Source organism: Sphingopyxis sp. MC1, from assembly GCF_000371385.1.
In the GTDB taxonomy this organism is placed as follows: Bacteria; Pseudomonadota; Alphaproteobacteria; order Sphingomonadales; family Sphingomonadaceae; genus Sphingopyxis; species Sphingopyxis terrae.
Window position 1 is genome coordinate 1 of sequence record NZ_AOUN01000006.1, and the last position, 21848, is coordinate 21848.

Sequence of the window (21848 nt, forward strand, 5' to 3'; positions counted from 1 at the left end):
CATTCCCCGCGCCTCACTGCAAGCGGGAGTTTTTCAACAGAATACACCCCAAAGTCGCCGTTCGCCGCCGGTCTGGAGCGAATGACCGGAATTGATCGTTATCGACCGCTCACCCGGCCCGCGGCGACCTTGGTACCGCCACGACCACCGCGCCATCGCTGGCATAGGCGCCGCGCCGTTCGGCGATCGACAAGGTTACGGGCACCGCCTCGCCTTCGCGGCTGATCAACTCGGCATCGACGCGCGCGGGTTCGCCGGTGCGGAATACGGTTTCGAGCGCTTCGGCAAAGCAGCGCCGCGTCGCGATCGACAACAGCGCCGAAAAGCGCACGCGCCGGATCGCCAGCGCATCGACGCCCACCATCGAAATCAGCGCAGAATTGGCGTCCTCGATCGCCTCGCGCACCGAAAGGCGGGCGTGGCCGATCATCCCCTGCGCCTCGATCGCCGCTATCGTCGCGGCGCGCGTGTCGCCTTCGACCGCCCCCTCGAAGGTCGCGCTTACGTCGCGGAGGATCATCGCGCCGCCCACGGGAACCGGCACCAGGTCGACGCGCAGCCACTGGCGCGGACGCAAAAGGCCGGGCACCTCGCCTGCAAAGCGCTCGCGGCATTCGATCAGCCGGGCGACGTGGCTCGCCACCAGACTTGCCCCGAAACCCGGAAATATATCGACCAATTGGCGCCCGAGCAGATCGTCATCACCGGCGACCAAATCGCGCGCGGCGGGGTTGAGCGCCACGATGCGCCGGTCGCGATCGAACAGCAGCACCGCATCGCGGATCGCCTCGACGAGGTTCGCAAGCGACGCCTGCAGCGCGTCGACCGCTTCGCCGCTCGCGGGCTTGCGCAACCGACGGTAATCGTCGTGCGAGATCAGGACGTGTGCGTCCTTTCCATGGTGCGTTACCACGACCGGCCGCCGTGCTGACCGGAGCCGCCAGCTCGCAAAGCCCCGGATGAAGTCCGCCGCCGATACCCGTTCGGGTTCCTGTGCCGTCGCCAAATTCGCCTCCCCTTCGAAGCCATGGACATATTATGGGAGGAATGCGGGGCGGCTGGCAGCGCGGCGTACCGGCAATGGCGCCGAAACGGAGCGATCAGACCAATCGCGCCTTGCCGCACCGCAGCGCGTTGACCCGCGCATCCGCCTCGCCCAGATGCAGCCCCAGCGTCGCGGTGACGCTTTCGAGCACGCCGTCGAGCACGGGCGCGGCCAGCCCGACCGTGTCGCCGACAAGGCTCGTCAGCGCCTTGGCGTTCAATCCGATCCCGAGGATGTTGACCGACAAATCCATCCGATCGGCGAGTGATTTGGCGGCGCCCGATACCAATCCCCCGCTCTCGACCGTCTTGACGCGGCCATCGTCGATGTCGTCGCGCGTGAAGCGGGCGGGCTTTTCGGAAAGATCGGACAGCACCAGTTCGGCCTTTGCGTTTACGCTCGCGAGCGGCAGGCTGAGCAGCTTGACCGGCTGCGGGTTCAGTGGGCGCTGCATATTCTGAAAATCGATCGCATTGACCTTGCCGATCGACAAGGTTGCGGGGGCCGTCTTGATCCCCAGTGTTACCGCGTCGCTGCCGTGGTGGCAGTCGATGTCCGAAATGCGCGCTTCGGCCGATCCCAATTCGGTATAGACCGGGATATCGATTGCGGCGAGCGGCGTGTTGACGCTCGCCGCCAGCTTGAGCCTGACCTGCGCAGTGCGCACGATGACGTCCTGCTTTTCGGTCACCGCGATCAGCGGCGAGTTGGCCGGCGGCTCGCCGATCATCAACGCCACATCGACCCCCGAACCCCCGGGAATGGTGACGCCGGTCGCAAGATCGAGCTGGCGATTGGCGTTGGCGAGCAACAGCATCGTTCGCACCATGCTGAGCGCGTTGACCTTCACCGGATTGGCTGGGTCGATCCGGATGCTCGATGCGCGCGGGCCGAGGTCGATTGCGCGCGACGGCAGGAGGCTACGCGGCAGTGCCGCATCGGCGAGCGTGCCGATCGCTTTTGCCGCCTGCCCGTCGCTTGCCTTGGCGAGCGCGCCCAGCACTTGTGGTAAGGTCGCCTGGGTATCGAGCGTCTGACCAAAGGTCAGCACGTCGGCATCGAGTTCGGTGCGCAGCGCGTCGGAAAAAGCGAGCAGATCGATGTCGGCATCGGCCAGCGCCTTATAGTCCATCAGGTTCAGATTGACCTGACTGCCCGTGAGCGCCGACAGCAGCGCATTAGGCAGACCGCCATGCACCGCGGCGACGCGCGAACCGAGCGAGAAGGCGGCTTAGCCCTGCCGCGCGGCGGTGGCGCTGGCATATATGACACTATGGTCGCGCCCGGTCAGGAAGCGCCCGAAGAACAGCGGGCGCTCGCGGGTGAGGACGACATGGATGGCATTGGGACTGTTGCCGCCGGGGGCAAAGCGCTGTTCGGCGGCGATGCCAGGGTCGGCAGTATAGGTTCCGGCTTCGAAAGCCGAGATGGTGATCGCGCAATTGCAGTTGGCGGCGATGATCCGGTCGGCCGCCGCCCGTTCGTCGCCGGGGCGTCCCGCCGCCGCCAGCGCCGCCGCATCGGCGATGCCCTGAAGCTTGCGGCGGTCGAGATAGAGCGATCCGAAGTCGACCGCGAGCGCCGCCGAGCCGATCAGCATCGTCATCGCCAGCGCGGAAGCGATGCTGATCCCGCCGCGCGTATCGCGCGCCAGCTTTGCCAAGATGGGCCGGCGCATCGTCAATCCGCCGGCAGTTCGAAGGTCGCCCGGGCGCCGATCACATGGCCGGGCGCCGGGACGAAAGAGGAGCGAAGGAAATGGTCGGCGGGAACGGTGTAGGTCAACGCGACGGTCACCGCCTCGCTTGTCTCACTGACCGCTATCGTGCGGTTGGCGGGGCTGTAATCGCCGATGCTCGCCATGCTGCGATCAACCGCGCGGATCGCCACCGCCCGGCGATCGGCGGCGTCGAGGCCGACGATCGCGGCGCGCGCGCCATCGTTCGCAGCCTGCTGCACATTATGGGCGAGGAGGAAATATTGCCCGTAGATCAGGATGCCGATGAGCAGCGTCAGGAACAGCGGCAGCACCAGCGCCATTTCGACGATCGCCGCCGCCCGCTCGTTGCGGGCCAGACGCTGAGCCTCGCGGATGATGGCCGCGCGGCGGATGCCGTTTCGGGGGTATGAACCTGTCATGCGGCCAACATGACCGCCACGCGTCAAGCATCGCCCAAAGACGACGTGCCGGAATTTTGCGCAAATTACCGATTATAGATACGGCGCCGGGCGCCGAAATGCGCGGCGCGCGGGCAAATGTTAACGATCGCCCGCGCGCCCGGCGCGCAAAATACGCAAAATTATCCGTTCGCTGCCTGCAGCTTGTCTTCGGTGCGCAGATCGAAATCGGACGCGTCGTGGCGTTCGCGAAGCTGGCTCGCCGGATCGCCCATCACCCGATTGACCATCCGCCCGCGCTTGACGGCGGGACGCGCCGCAAGCTGATCGGTCCAGCGCTGGACATTCTTGTAGTCCTGCACCTGCAGGAACTCGCCGGCGTCATAGATCAACCCCTTGGCAAGCGCGCCGTACCAGGGCCAGATCGCCATATCGGCGATGCTGTAATCGCTGCCGGCGATATATTCATTGTCGGCCAGACGGCGGTCGAGCACATCCATCTGGCGCTTCACCTCCATCGCATAGCGGTTGATCGGATATTCCTGCTTGAAGGGCGCATAGGCATAGAAGTGACCGAAGCCGCCGCCGAGAAAGGGCGCGCTTCCCATCTGCCACATCAGCCAGGACAGCGTTTCGGCGCGCTGCGCGGGGTCGGTGGGAAGGAAAGCCCCGAACTTTTCGGCGAGATGGATCAGGATCGCGCCCGATTCGAACACCCGGATCGGCGTGTCGCCGCTGCGATCGACGAGCGCCGGGATCTTGCTGTTCGGATTGGCGTCGACGAAACCGCTCGAAAACTGGTCGCCCTCACCGATGTTGATCAGCCACGCATCATATTCGGCGCCCGAATGACCCGCCGCGAGCAATTCCTCCAGCATGACGGTCACCTTCACCCCATTGGGCGTACCCAGCGAATAGAGCTGGAGCGGATGCTTGCCTACCGGCAAATCCTTGTCGTGGGTCGGGCCGGCGATCGGGCGGTTGATGTTGGCGAAACGTCCGCCGCTTTCCTTGTCCCAGCTCCACACTTTCGGCGGCACATAGTCATTCTGGTCGGCCATCGGACACTCCTGCGCTAGATTTCGGTTGTGGTTCGCAACTTAGGAAGGCGATGATACCCCGTCCACCGCTAGGCGGATCAAATAATCCTTTGCGCGCGCAAAGCGGAAATGCTGGCGGCATCATACCCAAGCTCCGCAAGGATCGCATCGCTATGCTCACCCGCCTGCGGAGCGCGCCGCGCTGTGGCCTTCGCCGCATCCGACAACCCGATCGGTGCGCGGATCACCGGCGCCGGTGCCGGCGAGCCGGGATAGGCAAGCGGTTCGATCAGGCCCATCGCCGCCACCTGCGGATGCGCCAGCGCTTCGCCGGGCTTCAGGATCGGCGCGGCGGGAACGCGCGCAGCGCCCATCTCGGCAATCGCCGCCTCGGTGCTGCGTTCGATGCACCAGCGCTGCATGATCGCGCTCAGCTCGGCGCCATTGTCGCCGCGGGCAATGTCGCTTGCGTAGCGCGGATCGTCGACCAGTTCGGAACGGCCGACGAGCGCCGCCCAGCGCGCGAAGATCGCGCCGCCGACGATCTGCGTGACGATCCAGCCGTCGCGGGTGCGAAACAGATCGGTGGGTGCCGAACTGAAACTGCGGTTGCCCATCGGCTCACGCTCGATCCCGTTGATCGCATGATCGATCGTCAGAGCGTTCGAAAAGGCCAGTGCGGTGCCGAGAAGCGACCCCGAAACGCACTGCCCCCGCCCCGTCCGCTCGCGTTCGCGCAGCGCCACCATGACCCCGAAGGCGCAGTGCAGCGCAGTACCGAAATCGACATAATTGACCTGTGCGCGATAGGGTTGGTCGGGCGTTCCGGTCAGGTGAACCGTCCCCGACATTGCCTGACCCACCGCGTCGAAGCCCACGCTCCCCGAAAGCGGCCCCTCGCTGCCGAAGGCCGAGGCGGTTGCCAGGATAATGCGGGGATTTATCGCCGACAGGCTCTCATAGTCCAGTCCAAGCTTGCCCAGCACATCGTGCGGCAGGTTGGCGATCACGACATCGGCGCCGGCGACCAACTTGCGTACGATCTCGCGCCCTTCGGGCGTTCCGGGCTTCAGGCTCAGGCTCCGCTTGCCGCGCGCCATCTGCATGAACATCGCGCCCGATCCATCCTCGGCGACGGGCACGGTAAAACGGTCGTCATTGCCGCCGGGCGCCTCGATCCGGATGACATCGGCGCCATAATCGGCGAGCAAGGCGGCGCAATAAGGGCCCGCAATATAGCGCCCGAAATCCAGCACGCGTATTCCCGTCAGCGGCACAAATCCCTCCCGGTTTTTTATTGCCACCTATCGCTAGCAGTCGTCCGTCGACGCGGCCAGCGTCTTCATCGAAAGCGGCGGCTTGCGCTTTGCGGGGAGCGCCATATGCTCACAGCATAATTACAACAGGGGATAATTTCATGGCGCGCATCGCACTCGCCCTGGCCGCGACTCTGGCCTGTTCGACATCGGTTTTCGCTCAACAGGCAGCCGCGCCTGCGGCCGACGCAAAACCCGAAAAATGGGACGTCAACGCGCCGCCCGGAATGGTAACGCACAAGGTACCGATCGCGGTCGACGAAGGCAGCTGGATGAACGTTGATGTCGCGCCGGACGGCAAGACGATCGCCTTCGACCTCCTCGGCGATATCTACACCATGCCCATCGCGGGCGGCACGCCCACTCGTATCGCCGAAGGGCTCGCTTATGAGCATCAGGCGCGCTTCTCGCCCGATGGCAAGCGCATCGCCTTCGTCTCCGACCGCGGCGGCGGCGACAATATCTGGATCATGAACCGTGACGGCAGCGACAAGCGCCAGCTGTCGAAGGAAGATTTCCGCCTGCTCAACCAGCCGAGCTGGAGTCCCGACGGTGAGTTCATCGTCGCCAAGAAGCATTTCACCACCGGGCGCTCGCTCGGCACCGGCGAAGTCTGGCTCTATCATGTGTCGGGCGGGGCAGGCGTTCCGCTGGTCAAGCGCCCGAACGAGCGGCATCAGAAAGAGCTGGGCGAACCGATTTTCGCGCCCGACGGCAAGCATGTCTATTACACGCGCAACGTCACGCCGGGGCCGATTTTCGAATATGCGCAGGACAGCAACACCGACCTGTTCCATATCGAACGCTATAATCTCGACACGGGAGAGGTCGACACCGCCGCATCGGGCGATGGCGGCGCGGTGCGCCCCACCCCCTCGCCCGACGGCAAGAAGCTCGCCTTCGTCCGCCGCGAGGGCGCGCAGTCGAAACTCTACGTCAAGGATCTGACCTCGGGCGCCGAGAAGAAGGTCTATGACGTGCTCGATCAGGATGTGCAGGAAACCTGGGCGGTCACCGGCGTCTACCCGAATATGGCGTGGACGCCCGATAGCGGAGAAATCCTGTTCTGGGCCGGCGGAAAGCTGCGCCGCGTGGCCGCCGGAGGTGGCGATGCGCGGATCATTCCCTTCCAGATCGACGATGACCGCGTGATCATCGATGCGACGCATCCCGCGGTCGAGGTCGCACCCGACAGCTTCCAGACCCAGATGCCGCGCTGGGCCGAAGTCTCGCCCGACGGCAAGCAGGTGGTTTTCGAGACGCTCGGCAAGCTTTGGGTCAAGCCCGCGACGGGCGGCACCGCGCGCCAGTTGACCGCGGACAAAAGCGCCGCGTTCGAACTCTGGCCGAGTTGGTCGTCCGACGGCAAGCAGATCGTCTTCGTGCGCTGGACCGACGCCGGTCTTGGCGAAATCCATACCATCGCTGCAGGCGGCGGCGCGTCGCGCAAGGTAACGAGCGTACCTGGCCACTATGCCGAACCGCGCTATTCCCCGGATGGTAAGCTGATCGCATTCGAGCGTCGTTCGGGCGGCGGCTTGACGTCACAGCGCTGGGGCGACGACCCCGGCATCTACCGCGTCGCAGCGACCGGGGGCGCCCCCGTCCGGATCACCGACAATGGCGCCAAGCCGCAGTTCGGCACCGATAGCGACCGCATCTTCATGGTCGCGTCGGGCGACGGCAAGAACCAGCTGGTCAGCACCGATCTCAACGGCCAGGACAAGCGCGTTCATGCCAGCGGCGACCTGGTCAGCGACTATGAAATTTCGCCCGACGGCCGCACCCTCGCCTTCCGCGAGAATTATGACGCCTATGTCACTCCGCTGATGCCCGGCGGTCAGGACGTATCGCTTTCGACCAAGAGCGGGGCCCTGCCCGTCACGCGGATCAGCGGCAGCGGCGCCGATTATATGCATTGGTCGGACGGCGGTCGGCGGCTTCACTGGACGCGCGGCGCGACCTTGTTCAGCGCCGACCTGGGCGCAATGTTCGCCGATGCTCCGGGCGATGACCGCGCGGTGAAATACACGCCGCCTACCGAGGGCGTTTCGCTTTCGATGACGCAGGCTGCGGCGAAGCACAAAGGCATCGTCGTGATAACCGGTGCCAAAATCGTGACGATGGCGGCCAAGGACGGCGGCATCATCGACAATGGCGCGATCGTCATCGACGGCGACCGCATCGTTTCCGTAGGTCCTGCCAGCGCCGTGACCGTTCCCGCGGGCGCGGTGACGGTCGATGCGACGGGCAAGACGATCGTTCCGGGCTTTGTCGATGCCCATGCCCACGGCCCGCACGGCGATGACGAACTGGTGCCGCAGCAGAATTGGTCGGAGATGGTCAACCTCGCGATGGGAACGACGACCAGTCACAACCCGTCGTCGCGCGCGTCCGAAATTTTCGTGTCGTCGGAAATGCAGCGTGCCGGCCTGATCCTCGCGCCGCGCATCTTTTCGACCGGCGAGATCATCTACGGCGCCAAGGCCGCAGGCATCTATGCCGAAATCGACGGCTATGAAGACGCTTTGGCGCATGTCCGCCGCCTGAAGGCCCAAGGCGCGCATAGCGTCAAAAACTATAATCAGCCCCGCCGCGAACAGCGACAGATGGTGGTCAAGGCCGCGCAGGCCGAAAATATGGCGGTCGTGCCCGAGGGCGGCTCGCTCTACACGATGGACCTGACGCTCATCCAGGACGGCAACACGACCGTCGAGCACAATATTCCGCTGCACACCTTCTACAAGGATCTGGTGCAGCTGTGGGGCCAGACGAATACCGACTATACCCCGACGCTGGTGGTGACATACGGCGGTCCTGCCGGCGATCCCTATTGGCGCGCGCATACCAATGTGTGGGAACAGCCGATCCTCGCGCGCCACATCCCGCCTGCGATCCTGGCAGCGGACAACAAGCGCCGCGTGATTGCGCCCGAGAGCGACTATGTCGACGATGATTCGGCACGCGAGGCGGGCAAGATCGCCGCGGTCGGCCGCAACGTGTCGATCGGCGCGCACGGCCAGCAGGCCGGCGTCGGCGCGCATTGGGAAATCTGGTCCTTCGTGCGCGGCGGGTGGAGCAATATTGATGCATTGCGCGCCGCAACGATCATGCCGGCCACGGCGCTCGGCTATGCAAAGGACGTCGGCTCGCTCGAGGCCGGCAAGCTCGCCGACCTGCTGATTCTCGATGCCGATCCGACCGAAAATATCCGCAACACCGAACATATCCACCGCGTGATGCTCGGCGGACGGCTCTACGACCCGATGACGCTCAACGAAGCCGAAACCGGCAATCGCAAGCGCGATCCCTATTGGTGGGAGGCCGACCGGCCCTGATGCACCGGTGAAAAATGACGGCGGGACGCAATTTTGTGACGAAGGGGTTGCAACATATGCGGACCGCCGCTAGGGGCAACCGCCTCAGCGAGGAGAGTTGGCTGAGTGGTCGAAAGCGTCGCACTCGAAATGCGAAGTGCCGGCAACGGTACCGAGGGTTCGAATCCCTCACTCTCCTCCATTTTTCCCCATGTTTCGACCCGTGGCGCGGCCCGTCGCCGGACTGGGGAATGGACTTGAATCCCCCGCGGATCGTCATAAGTTAACGACATGACGATCAAGAATACTTCCCTGCCCGATACGCCCTCCGCCGCAATTTCCGCGCCGCTGATCGAACGCGCGCGCTTTGCGCCGGGCGATATCGTGCGGCACCGGATGTTCGATTTTCGCGGCGTCGTGTTCGACGTCGATCCGGTCTTCGCGAACAGTGAGGAATGGTATCAGGCGATCCCCGAGGCGATCCGCCCGGCCAAGGAACAACCCTATTACCACCTACTCGCCGAAAGCGAGGACAGCGCCTATATCGCCTATGTCAGCCAGCAGAATCTGGTGGCCGACGGCGACGAAGGGCCGGTCGATCACCCGCAGGTCGAGGCGATGTTCGACGGGCTCGATCGCGGTCGCTACCGCGTCCGCTCGATCCACCGCCACTGACCTGACCGGCCCTCGCGGGTCGGTGCGGACTCTTCAGGCCTTGAGCTTCCAGCCTGACGCCAGAAGACGATAGGTGATGACGCCCAGCAGCGCATTTACGCCGATCAGGAACAGCGCTGCGGTCGCGACCGGATTGGCAATCGTCGAATCGACCGTGCCGATGAAGCCGTACCGGAACCCCATGATCGCATAATAGACGGGGTTGCCGTGCGCGACCGACTGGAACCAGGGGGCGAGCTTGTCGACCGAGTAGAACGTCCCGGACAGCAGCGCGAGGGGCGTGACGACGAAGTTGGTGACCGCGGCGGCATGATCGAATTTTTCGGCCCACACCGAGGTCAGCAGCCCGAGGAAGCCCAGCATCATCGCCCCGAGGACGCCGAACAAAGCAACCGCCCATGGATGCTGCGGGGCGACGTGGACGCCGGGCCAGAACAGCATGGCGGCCCACAGCGCGATACCGACGAGGATCGCGCGCGTCACCGCGGCGCCGACAAGCGCGATAATCAGCTCGCCCACGGCGAGTGGCGGCATCAGATAATCGACGATGGTGCCCTGAATCTTCCCGACGAGGAGCGAGAAGCTCGAGTTGGCGAAGCTGTTCTGCAGCATTGCCATCATGATCAGGCCGGGGGCAATGAAATCGGCAAAGGGAACGCCGATGACGCGGCGACCCGCACCGCCCAGCGCGACGGTGAAAATGACGAGGAAAAGTAGCGTCGTGACCGCCGGAGCCCAGATAGTTTGGAGCTGCACCTTGAAAAAGCGCCGCACCTCCTTGACATATAGCGCCTGCATCCCCGGAACATTGAGCGTCCGGATATGCGGGACACCGGGTTCCGCGAAATGCGGCGCGGCACGGAAATCGCCTGAGCCTGTGCCCGACTCCGGGCGCGAAATTTGGGGCTGGTCGTTCATGGCGTTCTCGCCTATCGCCTCCCCGATCTTACCGCAAGCTGGGCTGTGACTGCGCGCGTCCTTTCGGGAATGCGATCCGCCCGCGGCGTGGAATGATGAGGAATAAAGATGTCATGGACTGATGAGCGCATCGAACAGTTGCGCAACATGTGGGAAAAGGGCCTGACCGCCAGCCAGATCGCCGACGAGCTCGGCGGGGTCAGCCGCAATGCCGTCATCGGCAAAGCGCACCGTCTGGGGCTGAAATCGCGCCCGTCGCCGGTCAAAGCCACCGACAAGCCGGTAAAGGCGCCCGCGCCCAAGGCGGCGGCGCCCGCTGCACCCAAGCCGGTGGCCGCGCCTGCTGCACCCCGTGCTGCCGCACCGGCGGCTCCGCGCCCTGCGGCCGCACCGCCCAAGGCCGAACCAAAGCCGGTTGCCGCCGATGCCTCGGCCCCTGAAGCCGACGCGCCATCCAAGCCCGATGCGCCGCGCATCGTCTCGATCGGCCCGGGAGGCTTCATTCGTCAGGGACCCGGCGACCAGCAGGCTCCGATTCCGCCGGCGCCGCCGCGCCGCCTGGTGCCCGCGAAGCCGAGCCCCGAGATCGCCGACAAGACCAGCCTGCTCGATCTCAACGATCGTATCTGCCGCTGGCCGATGGGCCATCCGGGCGAGCCCGATTTCCATTTCTGCGGTGAGGCGGTGAACCCCGGCTTCCCCTATTGCGTCGAACATTGCGGACGCGCCTATCAGGCACAACTGCCGCGCGGGACGCGCCGCCCGCCGCCGCCGCCGCCCTTCGGGGGGCCGCGCGTCCGGTGAGGCCGTTCGGACAGGATTTCGAATTCGCGCGCTTCATGGGGTTCGAAATGGTCGAACGCGGCGATGGTCGATGCCGGATGGCGATCGACATCGACCGCGCGCGGCACTTCAATCCGCAGGGCGTTGCGCATGGCGGCGTCGCCTATTCGCTCGCCGATACGGCAATGGGCGGCGCGCTGACCAGCCAGATGCCCGACAGCAAATGGTGCGCGACGCTCGAAATCAAGTTCAACTATCATGTCGGCGTACGCGAGGGTCGGCTGATCTGCGATGCGAGCGTGCTGCATCAGGGCAAACGCATCGCCAATATCGATGCGCGTCTCTATCAGGACGACCGGCTCGTCGCGAGTGCCAACGGCAATTTCGCAATCTTCGACGCCCCGCTCGGCCGATAGACTGACATACGAAAAGGCGCCGGATCGCTCCGACGCCTTTCCTTACAGCCTATTAGAAGCGGAAGCTCAATGTTCCGCGAACGCTGTGCGTCCGGAAATGCGGATCGCTGCGCTGGATATTGGTGCCGCCGCCGTTGAGGAGGAACGGGTTGGTTGCGGGCGCGCTGCCCGCGCCGACATTCACCACATAATCATCGTCCTTCACGTCGGTGTAGAGATATTCGAGGCCGACCGCGATGTTGTTCGTGACCATCACCTCGGCCCCGCCGCCGGCGGCATAGCCCCAGGCGTTGGTCTTGCCATTGTCGGCAAAGCTGTTCGCCGTATTGGTCGTCGAAAAGCGGTTGTCGAGCCGCGCATAGGCGGGACCGCCGGTGACATAGAAGAGAGCGCCGCCACCGGGCGTATAACCGGCGCGCAGGCGGGCGCTGGCCTGCCAATCGGCTTCGCGGCTCATGGTGTAGCTCGCGGGGGTCGTCGAGAAGCCGCTGACGCTGTCACGCGCCACGCTGTGACCACCCTCGATCAGCGCGCCGACGACGAAATTGCCCATACGCTTGTCGAGACCGACGCGGCCGAAGAATTCGGGGCCGTCCTTGTCGTTGCGGCAGCCGCCGTTCGCGGTGCCTGTCGCGGCGCCGTTGCAGAAACCAGGCGAGAAGGCGTCGGCGCCGGTCGAGGTCGTGACCTGATCGCCGTAGGTGCCGTCGCGATCGGTATCGAAGACGAGCGTTTCGCCGCGATCGCTGCCCTGCAGCGTCGCGCCGCCGCCGACCGAGACATAGGGGCCGTTGAAATCCTGCGACCTGTCGCGCGCGGTGAATCCGCCGACCTGAGCCATGGCCGGGACAGCCAGCATCGTCGCCGCCGAAGCGACGAGGAGAGAGGCGAGTTTCATATATTTTCTCCACTTTTTGAGTGACTTTGCAGTCACCCGATCAACCCGCCGGCTTTCGGCGAAGTTCCTGCCTGTGCTGAAAACGGGATGAGCCGAGCGGCAGGAAATCGGTCCGCGCCGCGCCCTGGATCGCCCGAAAACCGCGCTTGCCAGCGCCCTTCCCGGCCCCCTATAGCAAGGCCATGAGTCACGATTTGTTCGACAGCTCCGCCCCCGCGACGGAAAGCTACAACGCCTCCCAGATCGAGGTGCTGGAAGGGCTCGAACCCGTCCGTCGCCGTCCCGGCATGTACATTGGCGGCACCGACGAGCGTGCGCTGCATCATCTTGCAGCGGAAGTCATCGACAACAGTATGGACGAAGCCGTTGCGGGCCACGCGACGCGGATCGAGATCACGCTCGACGTCGGCAACCGGCTGACCGTAGTCGACAACGGCCGCGGTATGCCGGTCGATCCGCACCCGAAGTTTCCGGGGAAATCGGCGCTGGAAGTCATATTGACCATGCTCCATTCGGGCGGGAAGTTCGAGGGCAAGGCCTATGCGACGTCGGGCGGCCTGCACGGCGTCGGGGTCAGCGTCGTCAACGCGCTATCGATCGAAACCATCATCGAAGTCGCACGCTCCAAGCAATTGTATCGCCAGTCTTTTTCGCAAGGCCTGCCCTTGGGCGCGCTCGAAGAACTGGGGTCGACGCCGAACCGCCGCGGTACCAGCGTGACCTTCGTGCCCGATCCCGCGATCTTCGGCGAACATGGCCGGTTCAAGCCGCAGCGGCTCTATCGCATGGCGCGGTCGAAGGCCTATCTTTTCGCCGGGGTCGAAATCCGCTGGAAATGCGCGCCCGAACTGATTGGCGACGACACGCCCGCAGAGGCGGTGTTCCAGTTTCCGGGCGGACTCGCTGACCATCTGAAGGAACAGATCGGCACACGCGAGTGCGCCACTGCCGAACCTTTCGTCGGGCGGCAGGAGTTCCCCGACGAACAGGGACGCGCCGAATGGGCGATCGCCTGGCCGCTGTGGTCGGACGGCAGCTATAGCTGGTATTGCAACACCATTCCCACCCCCGCAGGCGGCACGCACGAAGCCGGGCTGCGCGCTGCACTGACCAAGGGGCTGCGCGCTTTTGGCGAGTTGATCGGGCAGAAAAAGGCGGCGCAGATAACCGCGGAAGATGTCTTCAACGGCGGCGAGATGATGCTGTCGGTCTTCATCCGCGACCCCCAGTTCCAGAGCCAGACCAAGGATCGGCTGTCGAGCCCGGAGGCCGCGCGCCTCACCGAAAATGCCGTGCGCGACCATTTCGACCATTTCCTCTCGGACAATATGGATCGTGGCCGCGCCCTCCTCGGGCTGATCCTCGAACGGATGGACGAGCGGCTCAAGCGCAAGGCGGAACGCGAGGTCAAGCGCAAGACGGCGACCAGCGCTCGCAAGCTGCGCCTGCCCGGCAAGCTGACAGATTGTTCGAACAACGGCCCGGAAGGCACGGAATTATTTATCGTGGAGGGCGACAGCGCCGGCGGCAGTGCCAAACAGGCGCGCGATCGCAAGACGCAGGCGATCCTGCCCATTCGCGGCAAGATATTGAATGTCGCCAGCGCCAGCGCGGACAAGATCCGCGCCAATCAGGAAATCGCCGATCTTGCGCTCGCGCTCGGCTGCGGGATGCGCAAGGATTGCGATGCCGACCGCCTGCGCTACGACAAGATCATCATCATGACCGATGCCGACGTCGACGGCGCGCATATCGCGACGCTGCTGATGACCTTTTTCTTCCAGGAAATGCCCGACATCGTCCGCACCGGCCATGTCTATCTGGCGCAGCCCCCGCTTTATCGCATCACCGCCGGGGCAACGTCGGCCTATGCGCGCGACGACGCCCATCGTGCCGAACTCGAAGCGACCCTGTTCAAGGGCAAGCGCGTCGAGGTCGGACGCTTCAAGGGGCTGGGCGAGATGAATCCCAACCAGCTTAAGGAAACGACGATGGACCCGGCGACGCGGTCGTTGCTCAAGGTCACGCTGCCGCAGGAGTATGAGGAGCGGCAGATCGTCAAGGATCTGGTCGACCGACTGATGGGCAAGCATCCCGAGCATCGATTCCAGTTCATTCAGGCCAATGCCGCAACACTGGACGAGGCGGCGATCGACGCCTGAAGCGAATTTTTCGCCTCCCCTGTCAGAAACACGCGCCGCCGGCGACTAACCGGATATTGGCACGGGCTTTTGGGAGATCGGGGTGACCGGAAAGGCGCAAGACAGGCTGTTCGAAGAGGCGATCGACCGCTTCGGCGGCGCTATCGCCCGCATGGCGCGCGGCTATGAAGCCGATCCCGAACTGCAACGCGACCTTCTCCAGGAGTTGCAGGTCGCGCTCTGGCAGAGCTTCGCCCGCTTCGATGCCCGCTGCGCGATGAGCACCTGGGTCTGGCGCGTGGTGCATAACCGCGCCGCCTCGCACGTCGCCGCCCAAGCCCGCAAGCGTCGGCGGCCGTGGGTCGATATCGAGGATCTAGCGCTTGCCGATGAAGCCCCCTCGCCCGCCGAGCGCGCCGAGACCCATCAGGCGCTCGCCTTGATGCTGGCTATCATCGACCGGCTCGGACCGCCCGACCGGCAGATATTGCTCCTTTATCTCGAAGGGATGCCAGCGGCCGAAATCGCCGACGTCACGGGCGTGTCGTCCGAGGCCGTCGCAACCAAGGTCCATCGCTTCAAATCCATGCTCACGCGCCGTTTCGTCGGCTTGGGAGATGCAACATGACCGATTTTTCCGACGACATGACCCTTCACACCCTGTGGCAAAGCGATACGGCCGCGTTCGACCCGATGCCGGTCGAGGAAGTCAGGCGCCGCGCGTCGCGGCTCGGCGACATCGTCGCCCGGCGAAATCGCCGCGAATATATGGCCGCCGCCATCGTGATTGCGGGTTTTGCCGTCTATGCCGTGGTCCTTCCCGGCCTGCTGTTCAAGCTGGGCAGTCTGCTCGTGATTGCCGGGACACTGTTCGTCAGCTGGCAGCTAACCCGCCGAACCTCGCGTCCCGATCCGGCGGCCGAAGCCGCGGACATCCGGTCCTATTACCGCGCGCGCCTCGTTCGTGAAGAGCATATGCTGTCGCGCGTCGGGCGCTGGTATCTTTCACCTTTGCTGCCCGGTCTGCTGCTGTTCATGACCGCACAGGCGCTGGATGACCGTTATGGCATGGTTGGTAGCACGGTGCTGATCGGCGGGCCGTTGCTGCTTTTCGGGGCCATCTGGCTCCTCAACCGGCGCGGCGCCGCGATGCTGCGGCGCCAGATAGCGCGGATCGATCGCGATCCGCCTGCCCCTGCCCCCGAACAAGGAGAATGATATGAACCGCCTGCACCGCCTTGCTGCAGCTGCCCTGCTCGCCGTCCCCTTGGCCGCGCTGCCTGTCGGCACCGTCCATGCTCAGCCGGGCACAGCCGCACGCGCCGAACAGAGCGCCTTCGACCGCCGCGCCGGTCAGCTCGTCGCCCTGTTCGAAGGGCGGGTGCCCTATGCCGAATATTTTGCGCCTTCCTTTCGCGCGGCGATCCCCGAAGCGCGATTTCGGGAGATCAGCGAAAATCTGGTCGGCCAATATGGCAAGCCGGTCGCGGTCAAGCGAGCGACATCAGACGACGGTCAATCGGGCACGATACTGCTCCGCTTCGAACGCGGGACCGCGACGATCCGCCTGGACGTCGGCCCGGCCCCCGAAGCGCTGGTGCTGGGACTTCGAGTAACCGGATTTGTGGCTGCCAACGATAGCATCGCCGCAGTTGCAGCGGAAATCGCTGCTTTACCGGGCGATACCGGGTTTCTTGTCGCCGAAGTTGACGGCGACAACATTCGTCAGATTGCGGGTTCGGGCGCCGATCGGCCCTATGCCGTCGGATCGATATTCAAACTCTATGTTCTCGATGAGCTCGCTGCGCAGGTTGCGGCGGGGAAGCGGCATTGGGACGATGTCGTCCCGCTTGCCCATCCCAGCTTCTCGTCGGCGGCGACCGCCAATTGGCCGCTGAACACGCCGGTGACGCTGCAAACGCTGGCGAACTGGATGATCTCGGTCAGCGACAATGGCGCCGCCGACACGCTGATCCATCTGCTCGGCCGCGAGGCGATCGAAGCGCGGATGCGGGCGGCTGGCAATAGCGCACCCGCACGCAACACGCCCTTTTTGACGACGGTCGAGGCCTTCGCGCTCAAGGGCAACAATTTCGCTGATCTCCGTTCAGCCTTTCTCTCGGGCAGCGAAGCGCAGCAACGCAAGATCGTCGATGACAATGCCGATCGCTTCACCCTCGCCAATGTTGACGGCGTCAGCTTCGAAGGAAAACCGCGCTTTATCGACAGCCTCGAATGGTTCGCCTCGCCGATGGATGTAGCGCGGGCCTTTGCGGACCTGCGGGCGCGCGGTTCGGCGCAAACGATGGCGGCGCTGGCGATCAACAACGGCGTCGGCCCCGCAGCGGCGGCGGACTGGTCCTACCTTGGCTACAAGGGCGGGTCGGAGCTTGGCGTGGTGTCGATGAGCCTGCTCGGCCAGCGCAAGGCCGACGGCAAATGGTTCGTCGTCACGGCAAGCTGGAACAATGCGGCCCTGGACCTTGACGGCAACAAGTTCGCCGGTCTCGTCACCCGGCTGCTCGCGCTCGCAGCCAAGGAGGGCGCTACGCCGTCAGCACCGCCACCAGCGCCTTGACCTTCGCCTGCCGCCATTGCGGGGTCGGCGCGACGAGCCAATAGCCGCGTTTCGTATCCATCGCCTCACCCACTTGGCGCACCCGCCCGGCGGCAATATCGGCCTCGGCGAGCATGGCCGGGACGCAGGCTTGCCCCAGCCCGTTGGCCGCGGCGTCGATCGCAAGCCCGGCATCGCCCAGCCGCAACGCGGGCTCACCCTCGGCAACGGGGCATCCCGGCCACGCAATCCGCGTGTCGCTGCCGCCGCCAGGGCCCGCCACGGTGACCATCGATGCCGCCGACAGCGCGACGCCTTCATGGTCGCCGGCCCCATCGGTCCAGAAAATCGCGAGATCGAGATTGGCCTCGGTAAAATCAATGCCGCTATCGGCTGACACAAGCGTGAACCGCACGTCGGGCGCCTGCTGGCTGTACCGGGCGAGACGCGGCGCCAGCCATTTGGCGGTCAGGTCGCGCGGCGCGGCGATGGTCAGCGATTGCGACGACTGCCCCGCCTGCATTGCGCGGACCGATTCCTCGAACTGCAAAAAGCCCTGCCGCAGCGCGTCGAGCCCGGCATGTGCTTCCCCCGTCAGTTCAAGACCCTTGGGGGTCCGGCGGAACAGGACGACGCCCAGCATGTCCTCCAGCGCGCGGATCTGTTGGCCGACCGCCGCCGGGGTCACCGCCAGCTCGTCGGCGGCGCGGGTAAAGCTGAGATGGCGGGCAGCGGCGTCGAAGACGCGCAGCGCGTTGAGAGGCAGATGGGTGCGCTTCATGACGCGGTCGCGGGGGCCACGAGCGGAAAGGCCGGAATTGCCGCCAGCATCTGCGACCCGTCGGTCATTTCCATCACATAGGTGCCGACCATCCCGCCTTCGGGCGTCGGCAGCGGGCATCCCGAAACATAGTCGAACGACCCGCCGGGCGCGATGAGCGGCTGTTCGCCGACAACGCCTTCGCCCTCAACCTCGCTCACCTGCTCGCGGCCGTCGGTGATCCGCCAATGCCGCGTCAACAGCTGCACCGCGGCCTCACCGTGATTTTCGATGCGGACATGATAGGCCCAGAACCAGCGCCCCAGCGCCGGATGCGACTGTTCGGGCAGGTAGCTGACCGACACGCGCACCGTGATCGGCCCGGTTGTCGCGGCAAAGGGGAAGAGGGAGTCGATCATCGCGCCGCCAGCGTCGCTCAAAGCCCGACCTTGGTCAATGCCTGGTCCAGATCGGCGATCAGATCGCGCGGATCCTCCAGCCCGATATTGATGCGCAGCATCCCCTCTTCGATGCCCATGTCGGCGCGCGCCTCGGCGCTGACGCCATAATGGGTGGTCGACGCAGGATGGCAGCACAGGCTGCGCGCATCGCCGATATTGTTCGAAATATCGACGAGTTCGAGCGCGTTCAGAAACGCCATCGCTTGCACCCGGTCGTCGAGGAAGAAGGAGAAGATCGGCCCGCAGCCATCCATCTGGCGCATCGCCAGATTATGCTGGGGGTGGCTGGCCAGGCCGGGATGCAGGATACGCCGCACGCGCCCCTCGATCGCCTTGCCGACCGCCAGCGCATTCTCCGACTGGCGGCGGGCACGCAGGTCGAGCGTTTCCAGCCCTTTCAGAACAACCCATGCGTTGAACGGCGACAGGTTCGGGCCGGTATTGCGCTGGAACGGCAGCAGCACCTCCTTGATGAATTTTTCCGTTCCGCACACCGCTCCGGCGAGGACGCGGCCCTGCCCCTCCATCAGCTTGGTCGCTGAATAGGCTACGACGTCGGCGCCGAATTCCAGCGGGCGCTGAAGCGCGGCGGTCGCGAAGGCATTGTCGACGACGGTCGTGATGCCATGCGCCTTGGCGAGATCGCACACCGCCTGCAGGTCGACGATATCCATCGTCGGATTGGCGGGGGTTTCGAAAAAGAAAAGCTTGGTGTTCGGCTTGATCGCTGCCTTCCACGCGTCAAGGTCACGGCCATCGACGACGCTCGTCTCGATCGCGAAGCGCGGCAGCAACGTATCGACGAGCCAGCGGCACGACCCGAAGGCCGCTTTCGCAGCAACAACATGGTCGCCAGCGGACAATTGACACAGGAGCGCCGTCGTCATCGCCGCCATGCCGGTGGCTTGCGTCCGGCACGCCTCGGCACCTTCCATCAACGCGATGCGTTCTTCGAGCATCGCAACGGTGGGATTTTGCAGGCGCGAATAGGTCATGCCCTGCGCCTCGCCGGCAAAGCGGGCCGCGACTTCCTCGGCGCTGTCATAGGTATAGCCGGAGGTCAGGAACAGGGCCTCGGACGTTTCGCCATGTTCGCTGCGCCACGTCCCGCCGCGCACCGCCTGCGTCGCCGGACGCCAGTTCCTCGTCTTGCTGCGATCGAATCCCGTCGTCTTTTTCATCTCGCTTTATCCGTTCAAAGCCGCGACAACCGCATCGCCAAGCGCTGCGGTGCTCATCGAGCCGCCCAAATCGGCGCCGCGACATCCATCGGCAAGGATTTTCGCTACCGCACTTTCGATGCGCGCCGCGCTCGCCTCGTCGCCGCCCGAATGGCGAAGCAGCATGGCAAGCGACAGGATCATCGCGAGCGGGTTCGCGATCCCTTTACCCGCAATATCGGGCGCGCTGCCGTGAATGGGCTCGTACAGCCCCTGACGGCCTTCGCTCAGCGACGCCGATGCGAGAAGACCGATCGAACCGACGCACATCGATGCCTGATCGGACAAAATGTCGCCGAACAGATTGCCCGTGACGACCACGTCGAACTGCCCCGGATTGCGCACCAACTGCATCGCGGCATTGTCGACATACATATGACTGAGCTCGACGTCGGGATAGTCGGCCGCAACCTCGATCACGACGTCCCGCCACAGCTGCGATGTTTCAAGGACGTTTGCCTTGTCGACCGAGCACAGCCGCTTCCGGCGCCCTTGCGCGGCGCGGAACGCGACATGCGCGATACGTCGCACCTCGCTCTCGCTATATGCCATGACGTCATAGCCTTCGCGCTCCCCGGTCGCGGTCGTGCGCATGCCCTTTTCGCCGAAATAGACGTCGCCGTTGAGTTCGCGCACGATCAGCAGGTCGATCGCCGAGGCGACTTCGGGCCGCAGCGCAGAGCTGTCTTCCAGTCCCGCGAACAACTTGGCCGGACGAAGATTGGCGAACAGGCCGAGTTCCGACCGGAGGCCGAGAATAGCCTGCTCGGGCCGCAAATGACGCTCGACAGCATCGAAGCGCGGATCGCCGACCGCACCGAACAGGATCGCATCGGCCGCCTTGGCCTTTGCGAGCGTCTCAGGCGGCAGCGGGTGGCCAGTGGCGGCATAGGCCGCGCCGCCGACAAGCGCGCGGTCGATCGTGATGGGCAGCGCCAGCGCGGCGAGGGTCTTTTCGGCCTCGACCATAATCTCCGGTCCGATACCGTCGCCAGCCAGCAGCAGGATTTGCACGTGCGTCGCCCTTTCCTATCTTCGCGAGCCGCTTAGACAGCGGCGGCCCCTCACGCAACCGCCCTGCCCAGCCTGGCGAGCAATCTTTCCCTCACCGCCAGCAAGTCGCGGTTTCGGCCATCGAGAATGTCGCGGTCGAGGAAATGTCCGGTGATGGCAAGTCCGGCGATGACGTCGGCAATCGACGGATCGGCATCGCGGCCGCGCAAAAAAGGCGGCAGTGGCATCAGCCGCGCTTCATATCCAGCCGCGGCGGCGCGGCCGACCGCCCCGCCTGACTTGGGGCTGACAAAGGCCAGATCGTCGGCGGTGCCGGTCGCCACGCATTCGTCGAGGCTGAGCCCGAAACCGAGCTCGGCAAGCAACAGCAACTCATAGCGCGCGAGCGCCGCTGCCCATAGCCGCGCCGCCGGCGCCACCGCAATCGCCTCCAGAAGCGCCGACAGCGCGGCGTAGAGCGACGGGTAGGGCTGGCTTTCGGGAAGCGCCGCCGCGGTCAGGCTGGTCGCCCAGTCGATCGCGGCGGCCGCCAGCGGTTCGGCGAGCAGTGGCGCGCGGCTGGCGATCATTTCAACCGTTGCGCCGCCAAGCTGATCCTCGGTCCGCGCCCGCAGGTCGAGCGCGACGAGGTTTCCCGGCATAAGTATCGGGCGCAGGCGCCGCGATCGCCCCCCGCGTACATAGCCGGCGACAAGGCCGGCGCGTTCGGTGAGGGCGCGCAGGATCGCGCCATGTTCGCCATGCGCCCGAACCGCGCAGACGATGGCATCGGCGGTCAGGCCAGCCAAAGCACCATCTGCGTCTGGGTGACGAGCGCGACCTCTTCGCCCGCTTCGGTGCGGATACGCGTCTGCCAGACCGACAGGCGCTTCCCGATCTTGACCGGCGTCGCTTCGCCGACGAGCACCGACCCGACCGGGCCGGCGCCAAGGAAATTGGTCTTGCTTTCGATCGTCGTGGTGCCGCTTGCGCCGTCGGGCAAGGTCAGGAAGGCGCCGACCGCGCCCAGACAGTCGGCAAACGCCATGATGGCGCCGCCGTGGACGATATTGCCCGCGGTGCAGATGTCGGGCCGCACGGGCAACCGCCCGGTAACGCGCTCTTTCGTCCCTTCCTGTATCGTCACGCCCAGCGTTCCGGCGAGCGGCATGGCGGCTGCGAAATCCACG

22 protein-coding genes and 1 tRNA gene are annotated in these 21848 nt (G+C 65.1%); 9 read left to right on the top strand and 14 right to left on the bottom strand.

Annotated features, from left to right (window positions below; all coding sequences use genetic code 11):
- Positions 1-109: 109 nt before the first annotated feature.
- The 6 genes from EBMC1_RS09135 to EBMC1_RS09155 form a co-directional block, all read right to left on the bottom strand.
- Entirely contained in the window at positions 110-1006 is an 897-nt protein-coding gene (locus EBMC1_RS09135; protein ID WP_003044032.1) for a PAS domain-containing protein, read from the bottom strand.
- Positions 1007-1100: 94 nt separating this feature from the next.
- Positions 1101-2243 carry a hypothetical protein gene (locus EBMC1_RS09140; protein WP_051066390.1) on the bottom strand — a complete coding sequence of 381 codons (1143 nt, stop codon included), beginning with the start codon at positions 2241-2243 and terminating at the stop codon, positions 1101-1103.
- Positions 2244-2276: 33 nt separating this feature from the next.
- A complete protein-coding gene (locus EBMC1_RS17830; RefSeq protein ID WP_051066391.1) occupies positions 2277-2723 on the bottom strand; it encodes a TadG family pilus assembly protein in 447 nt (148 codons plus the stop codon).
- A 2-nt stretch (positions 2724-2725) separates the two neighbouring features.
- Positions 2726-3184 carry a TadE/TadG family type IV pilus assembly protein gene (locus EBMC1_RS09145; protein WP_003044035.1) on the bottom strand — a complete coding sequence of 153 codons (459 nt, stop codon included), beginning with the start codon at positions 3182-3184 and terminating at the stop codon, positions 2726-2728.
- A 161-nt stretch (positions 3185-3345) separates the two neighbouring features.
- Entirely contained in the window at positions 3346-4224 is an 879-nt protein-coding gene (gene yghU, locus EBMC1_RS09150) for a glutathione-dependent disulfide-bond oxidoreductase (RefSeq protein ID WP_003044038.1), read from the bottom strand.
- Positions 4225-4301: 77 nt separating this feature from the next.
- Positions 4302-5480 (bottom strand): CaiB/BaiF CoA transferase family protein, encoded by a 1179-nt coding sequence (locus EBMC1_RS09155; protein ID WP_003044040.1) that lies wholly within the window; start codon positions 5478-5480, stop codon positions 4302-4304.
- Between the two features lie 140 nt (positions 5481-5620).
- Between EBMC1_RS09155 and EBMC1_RS09160 the strand changes: the two genes are divergently transcribed.
- From EBMC1_RS09160 to hspQ, 3 genes are all read left to right on the top strand, one after another.
- Positions 5621-8857 (top strand): amidohydrolase family protein, encoded by a 3237-nt coding sequence (locus tag EBMC1_RS09160; RefSeq protein ID WP_003044043.1) that lies wholly within the window; start codon positions 5621-5623, stop codon positions 8855-8857.
- A 91-nt stretch (positions 8858-8948) separates the two neighbouring features.
- Positions 8949-9038 (top strand) — tRNA-Ser (locus EBMC1_RS09165).
- Positions 9039-9127: 89 nt separating this feature from the next.
- Positions 9128-9511: a heat shock protein HspQ gene (gene hspQ, locus EBMC1_RS09170; protein ID WP_003044045.1), complete on the top strand. Its 384-nt coding sequence runs from the start codon at positions 9128-9130 to the stop codon at positions 9509-9511.
- A gap of 33 nt (positions 9512-9544) precedes the next feature.
- Here the strand turns inward: hspQ and EBMC1_RS09175 are convergent, their stop codons facing one another.
- Positions 9545-10429: an ABC transporter permease gene (locus tag EBMC1_RS09175; RefSeq protein ID WP_003044048.1), complete on the bottom strand. Its 885-nt coding sequence runs from the start codon at positions 10427-10429 to the stop codon at positions 9545-9547.
- Between the two features lie 108 nt (positions 10430-10537).
- On the opposite strand from EBMC1_RS09175, the gene EBMC1_RS09180 reads away from it, so the two are divergent.
- Both EBMC1_RS09180 and EBMC1_RS09185 read left to right on the top strand, forming a co-directional pair.
- Positions 10538-11233: a GcrA family cell cycle regulator gene (locus EBMC1_RS09180; protein WP_003044050.1), complete on the top strand. Its 696-nt coding sequence runs from the start codon at positions 10538-10540 to the stop codon at positions 11231-11233.
- Positions 11230-11628: a PaaI family thioesterase gene (locus EBMC1_RS09185; protein WP_003044053.1), complete on the top strand. Its 399-nt coding sequence runs from the start codon at positions 11230-11232 to the stop codon at positions 11626-11628. The genes EBMC1_RS09180 and EBMC1_RS09185 overlap by 4 nt, the downstream gene beginning before the upstream one ends.
- Positions 11629-11680: 52 nt before the next feature.
- Here the strand turns inward: EBMC1_RS09185 and EBMC1_RS09190 are convergent, their stop codons facing one another.
- A complete protein-coding gene (locus EBMC1_RS09190) occupies positions 11681-12526 on the bottom strand; it encodes an outer membrane protein (RefSeq protein WP_003044056.1) in 846 nt (281 codons plus the stop codon).
- Between the two features lie 182 nt (positions 12527-12708).
- On the opposite strand from EBMC1_RS09190, the gene parE reads away from it, so the two are divergent.
- The 4 genes from parE (at position 12709) to EBMC1_RS09210 (ending at position 17245) form a co-directional block, all read left to right on the top strand.
- Positions 12709-14688 carry a DNA topoisomerase IV subunit B gene (gene parE, locus EBMC1_RS09195; RefSeq protein WP_003044059.1) on the top strand — a complete coding sequence of 660 codons (1980 nt, stop codon included), beginning with the start codon at positions 12709-12711 and terminating at the stop codon, positions 14686-14688.
- 82 nt (positions 14689-14770) lie between these two features.
- Positions 14771-15295, top strand: a complete 525-nt coding sequence (locus EBMC1_RS09200; RefSeq protein ID WP_003044063.1) for an RNA polymerase sigma factor — start codon at positions 14771-14773, stop codon at positions 15293-15295.
- Positions 15292-15885, top strand: coding sequence for a hypothetical protein (locus tag EBMC1_RS09205; protein ID WP_003044065.1), 594 nt, complete (start codon positions 15292-15294; stop codon positions 15883-15885). Before EBMC1_RS09200 ends, EBMC1_RS09205 begins: the two co-directional genes overlap by 4 nt.
- Before the next feature lies 1 nt (position 15886).
- Positions 15887-17245, top strand: a complete 1359-nt coding sequence (locus EBMC1_RS09210) for a serine hydrolase (RefSeq protein WP_003044067.1) — start codon at positions 15887-15889, stop codon at positions 17243-17245.
- Here the strand turns inward: EBMC1_RS09210 and EBMC1_RS09215 are convergent.
- The 6 genes from EBMC1_RS09215 to EBMC1_RS09240 are packed head-to-tail and all read right to left on the bottom strand — an operon-like array spanning position 17214 to position 21847.
- Positions 17214-18005: a LysR family transcriptional regulator gene (locus EBMC1_RS09215; protein WP_003044071.1), complete on the bottom strand. Its 792-nt coding sequence runs from the start codon at positions 18003-18005 to the stop codon at positions 17214-17216. The genes EBMC1_RS09210 and EBMC1_RS09215 overlap by 32 nt on opposite strands.
- Positions 18002-18403, bottom strand: a complete 402-nt coding sequence (gene apaG, locus EBMC1_RS09220; protein WP_040590068.1) for a Co2+/Mg2+ efflux protein ApaG — start codon at positions 18401-18403, stop codon at positions 18002-18004. Before apaG ends, EBMC1_RS09215 begins: the two co-directional genes overlap by 4 nt.
- Before the next feature lie 17 nt (positions 18404-18420).
- A complete protein-coding gene (locus tag EBMC1_RS09225; protein ID WP_003044079.1) occupies positions 18421-19626 on the bottom strand; it encodes a trans-sulfuration enzyme family protein in 1206 nt (401 codons plus the stop codon).
- 6 nt (positions 19627-19632) lie between these two features.
- Positions 19633-20679 carry a 3-isopropylmalate dehydrogenase gene (leuB, locus tag EBMC1_RS09230; protein WP_003044082.1) on the bottom strand — a complete coding sequence of 349 codons (1047 nt, stop codon included), beginning with the start codon at positions 20677-20679 and terminating at the stop codon, positions 19633-19635.
- Between the two features lie 50 nt (positions 20680-20729).
- Positions 20730-21467: a DNA repair protein RecO gene (recO, locus tag EBMC1_RS09235; RefSeq protein ID WP_003044084.1), complete on the bottom strand. Its 738-nt coding sequence runs from the start codon at positions 21465-21467 to the stop codon at positions 20730-20732.
- Positions 21455-21847 (bottom strand): PaaI family thioesterase, encoded by a 393-nt coding sequence (locus tag EBMC1_RS09240; RefSeq protein ID WP_003044087.1) that lies wholly within the window; start codon positions 21845-21847, stop codon positions 21455-21457. Before EBMC1_RS09240 ends, recO begins: the two co-directional genes overlap by 13 nt.
- Position 21848: the final 1 nt, after the last annotated feature.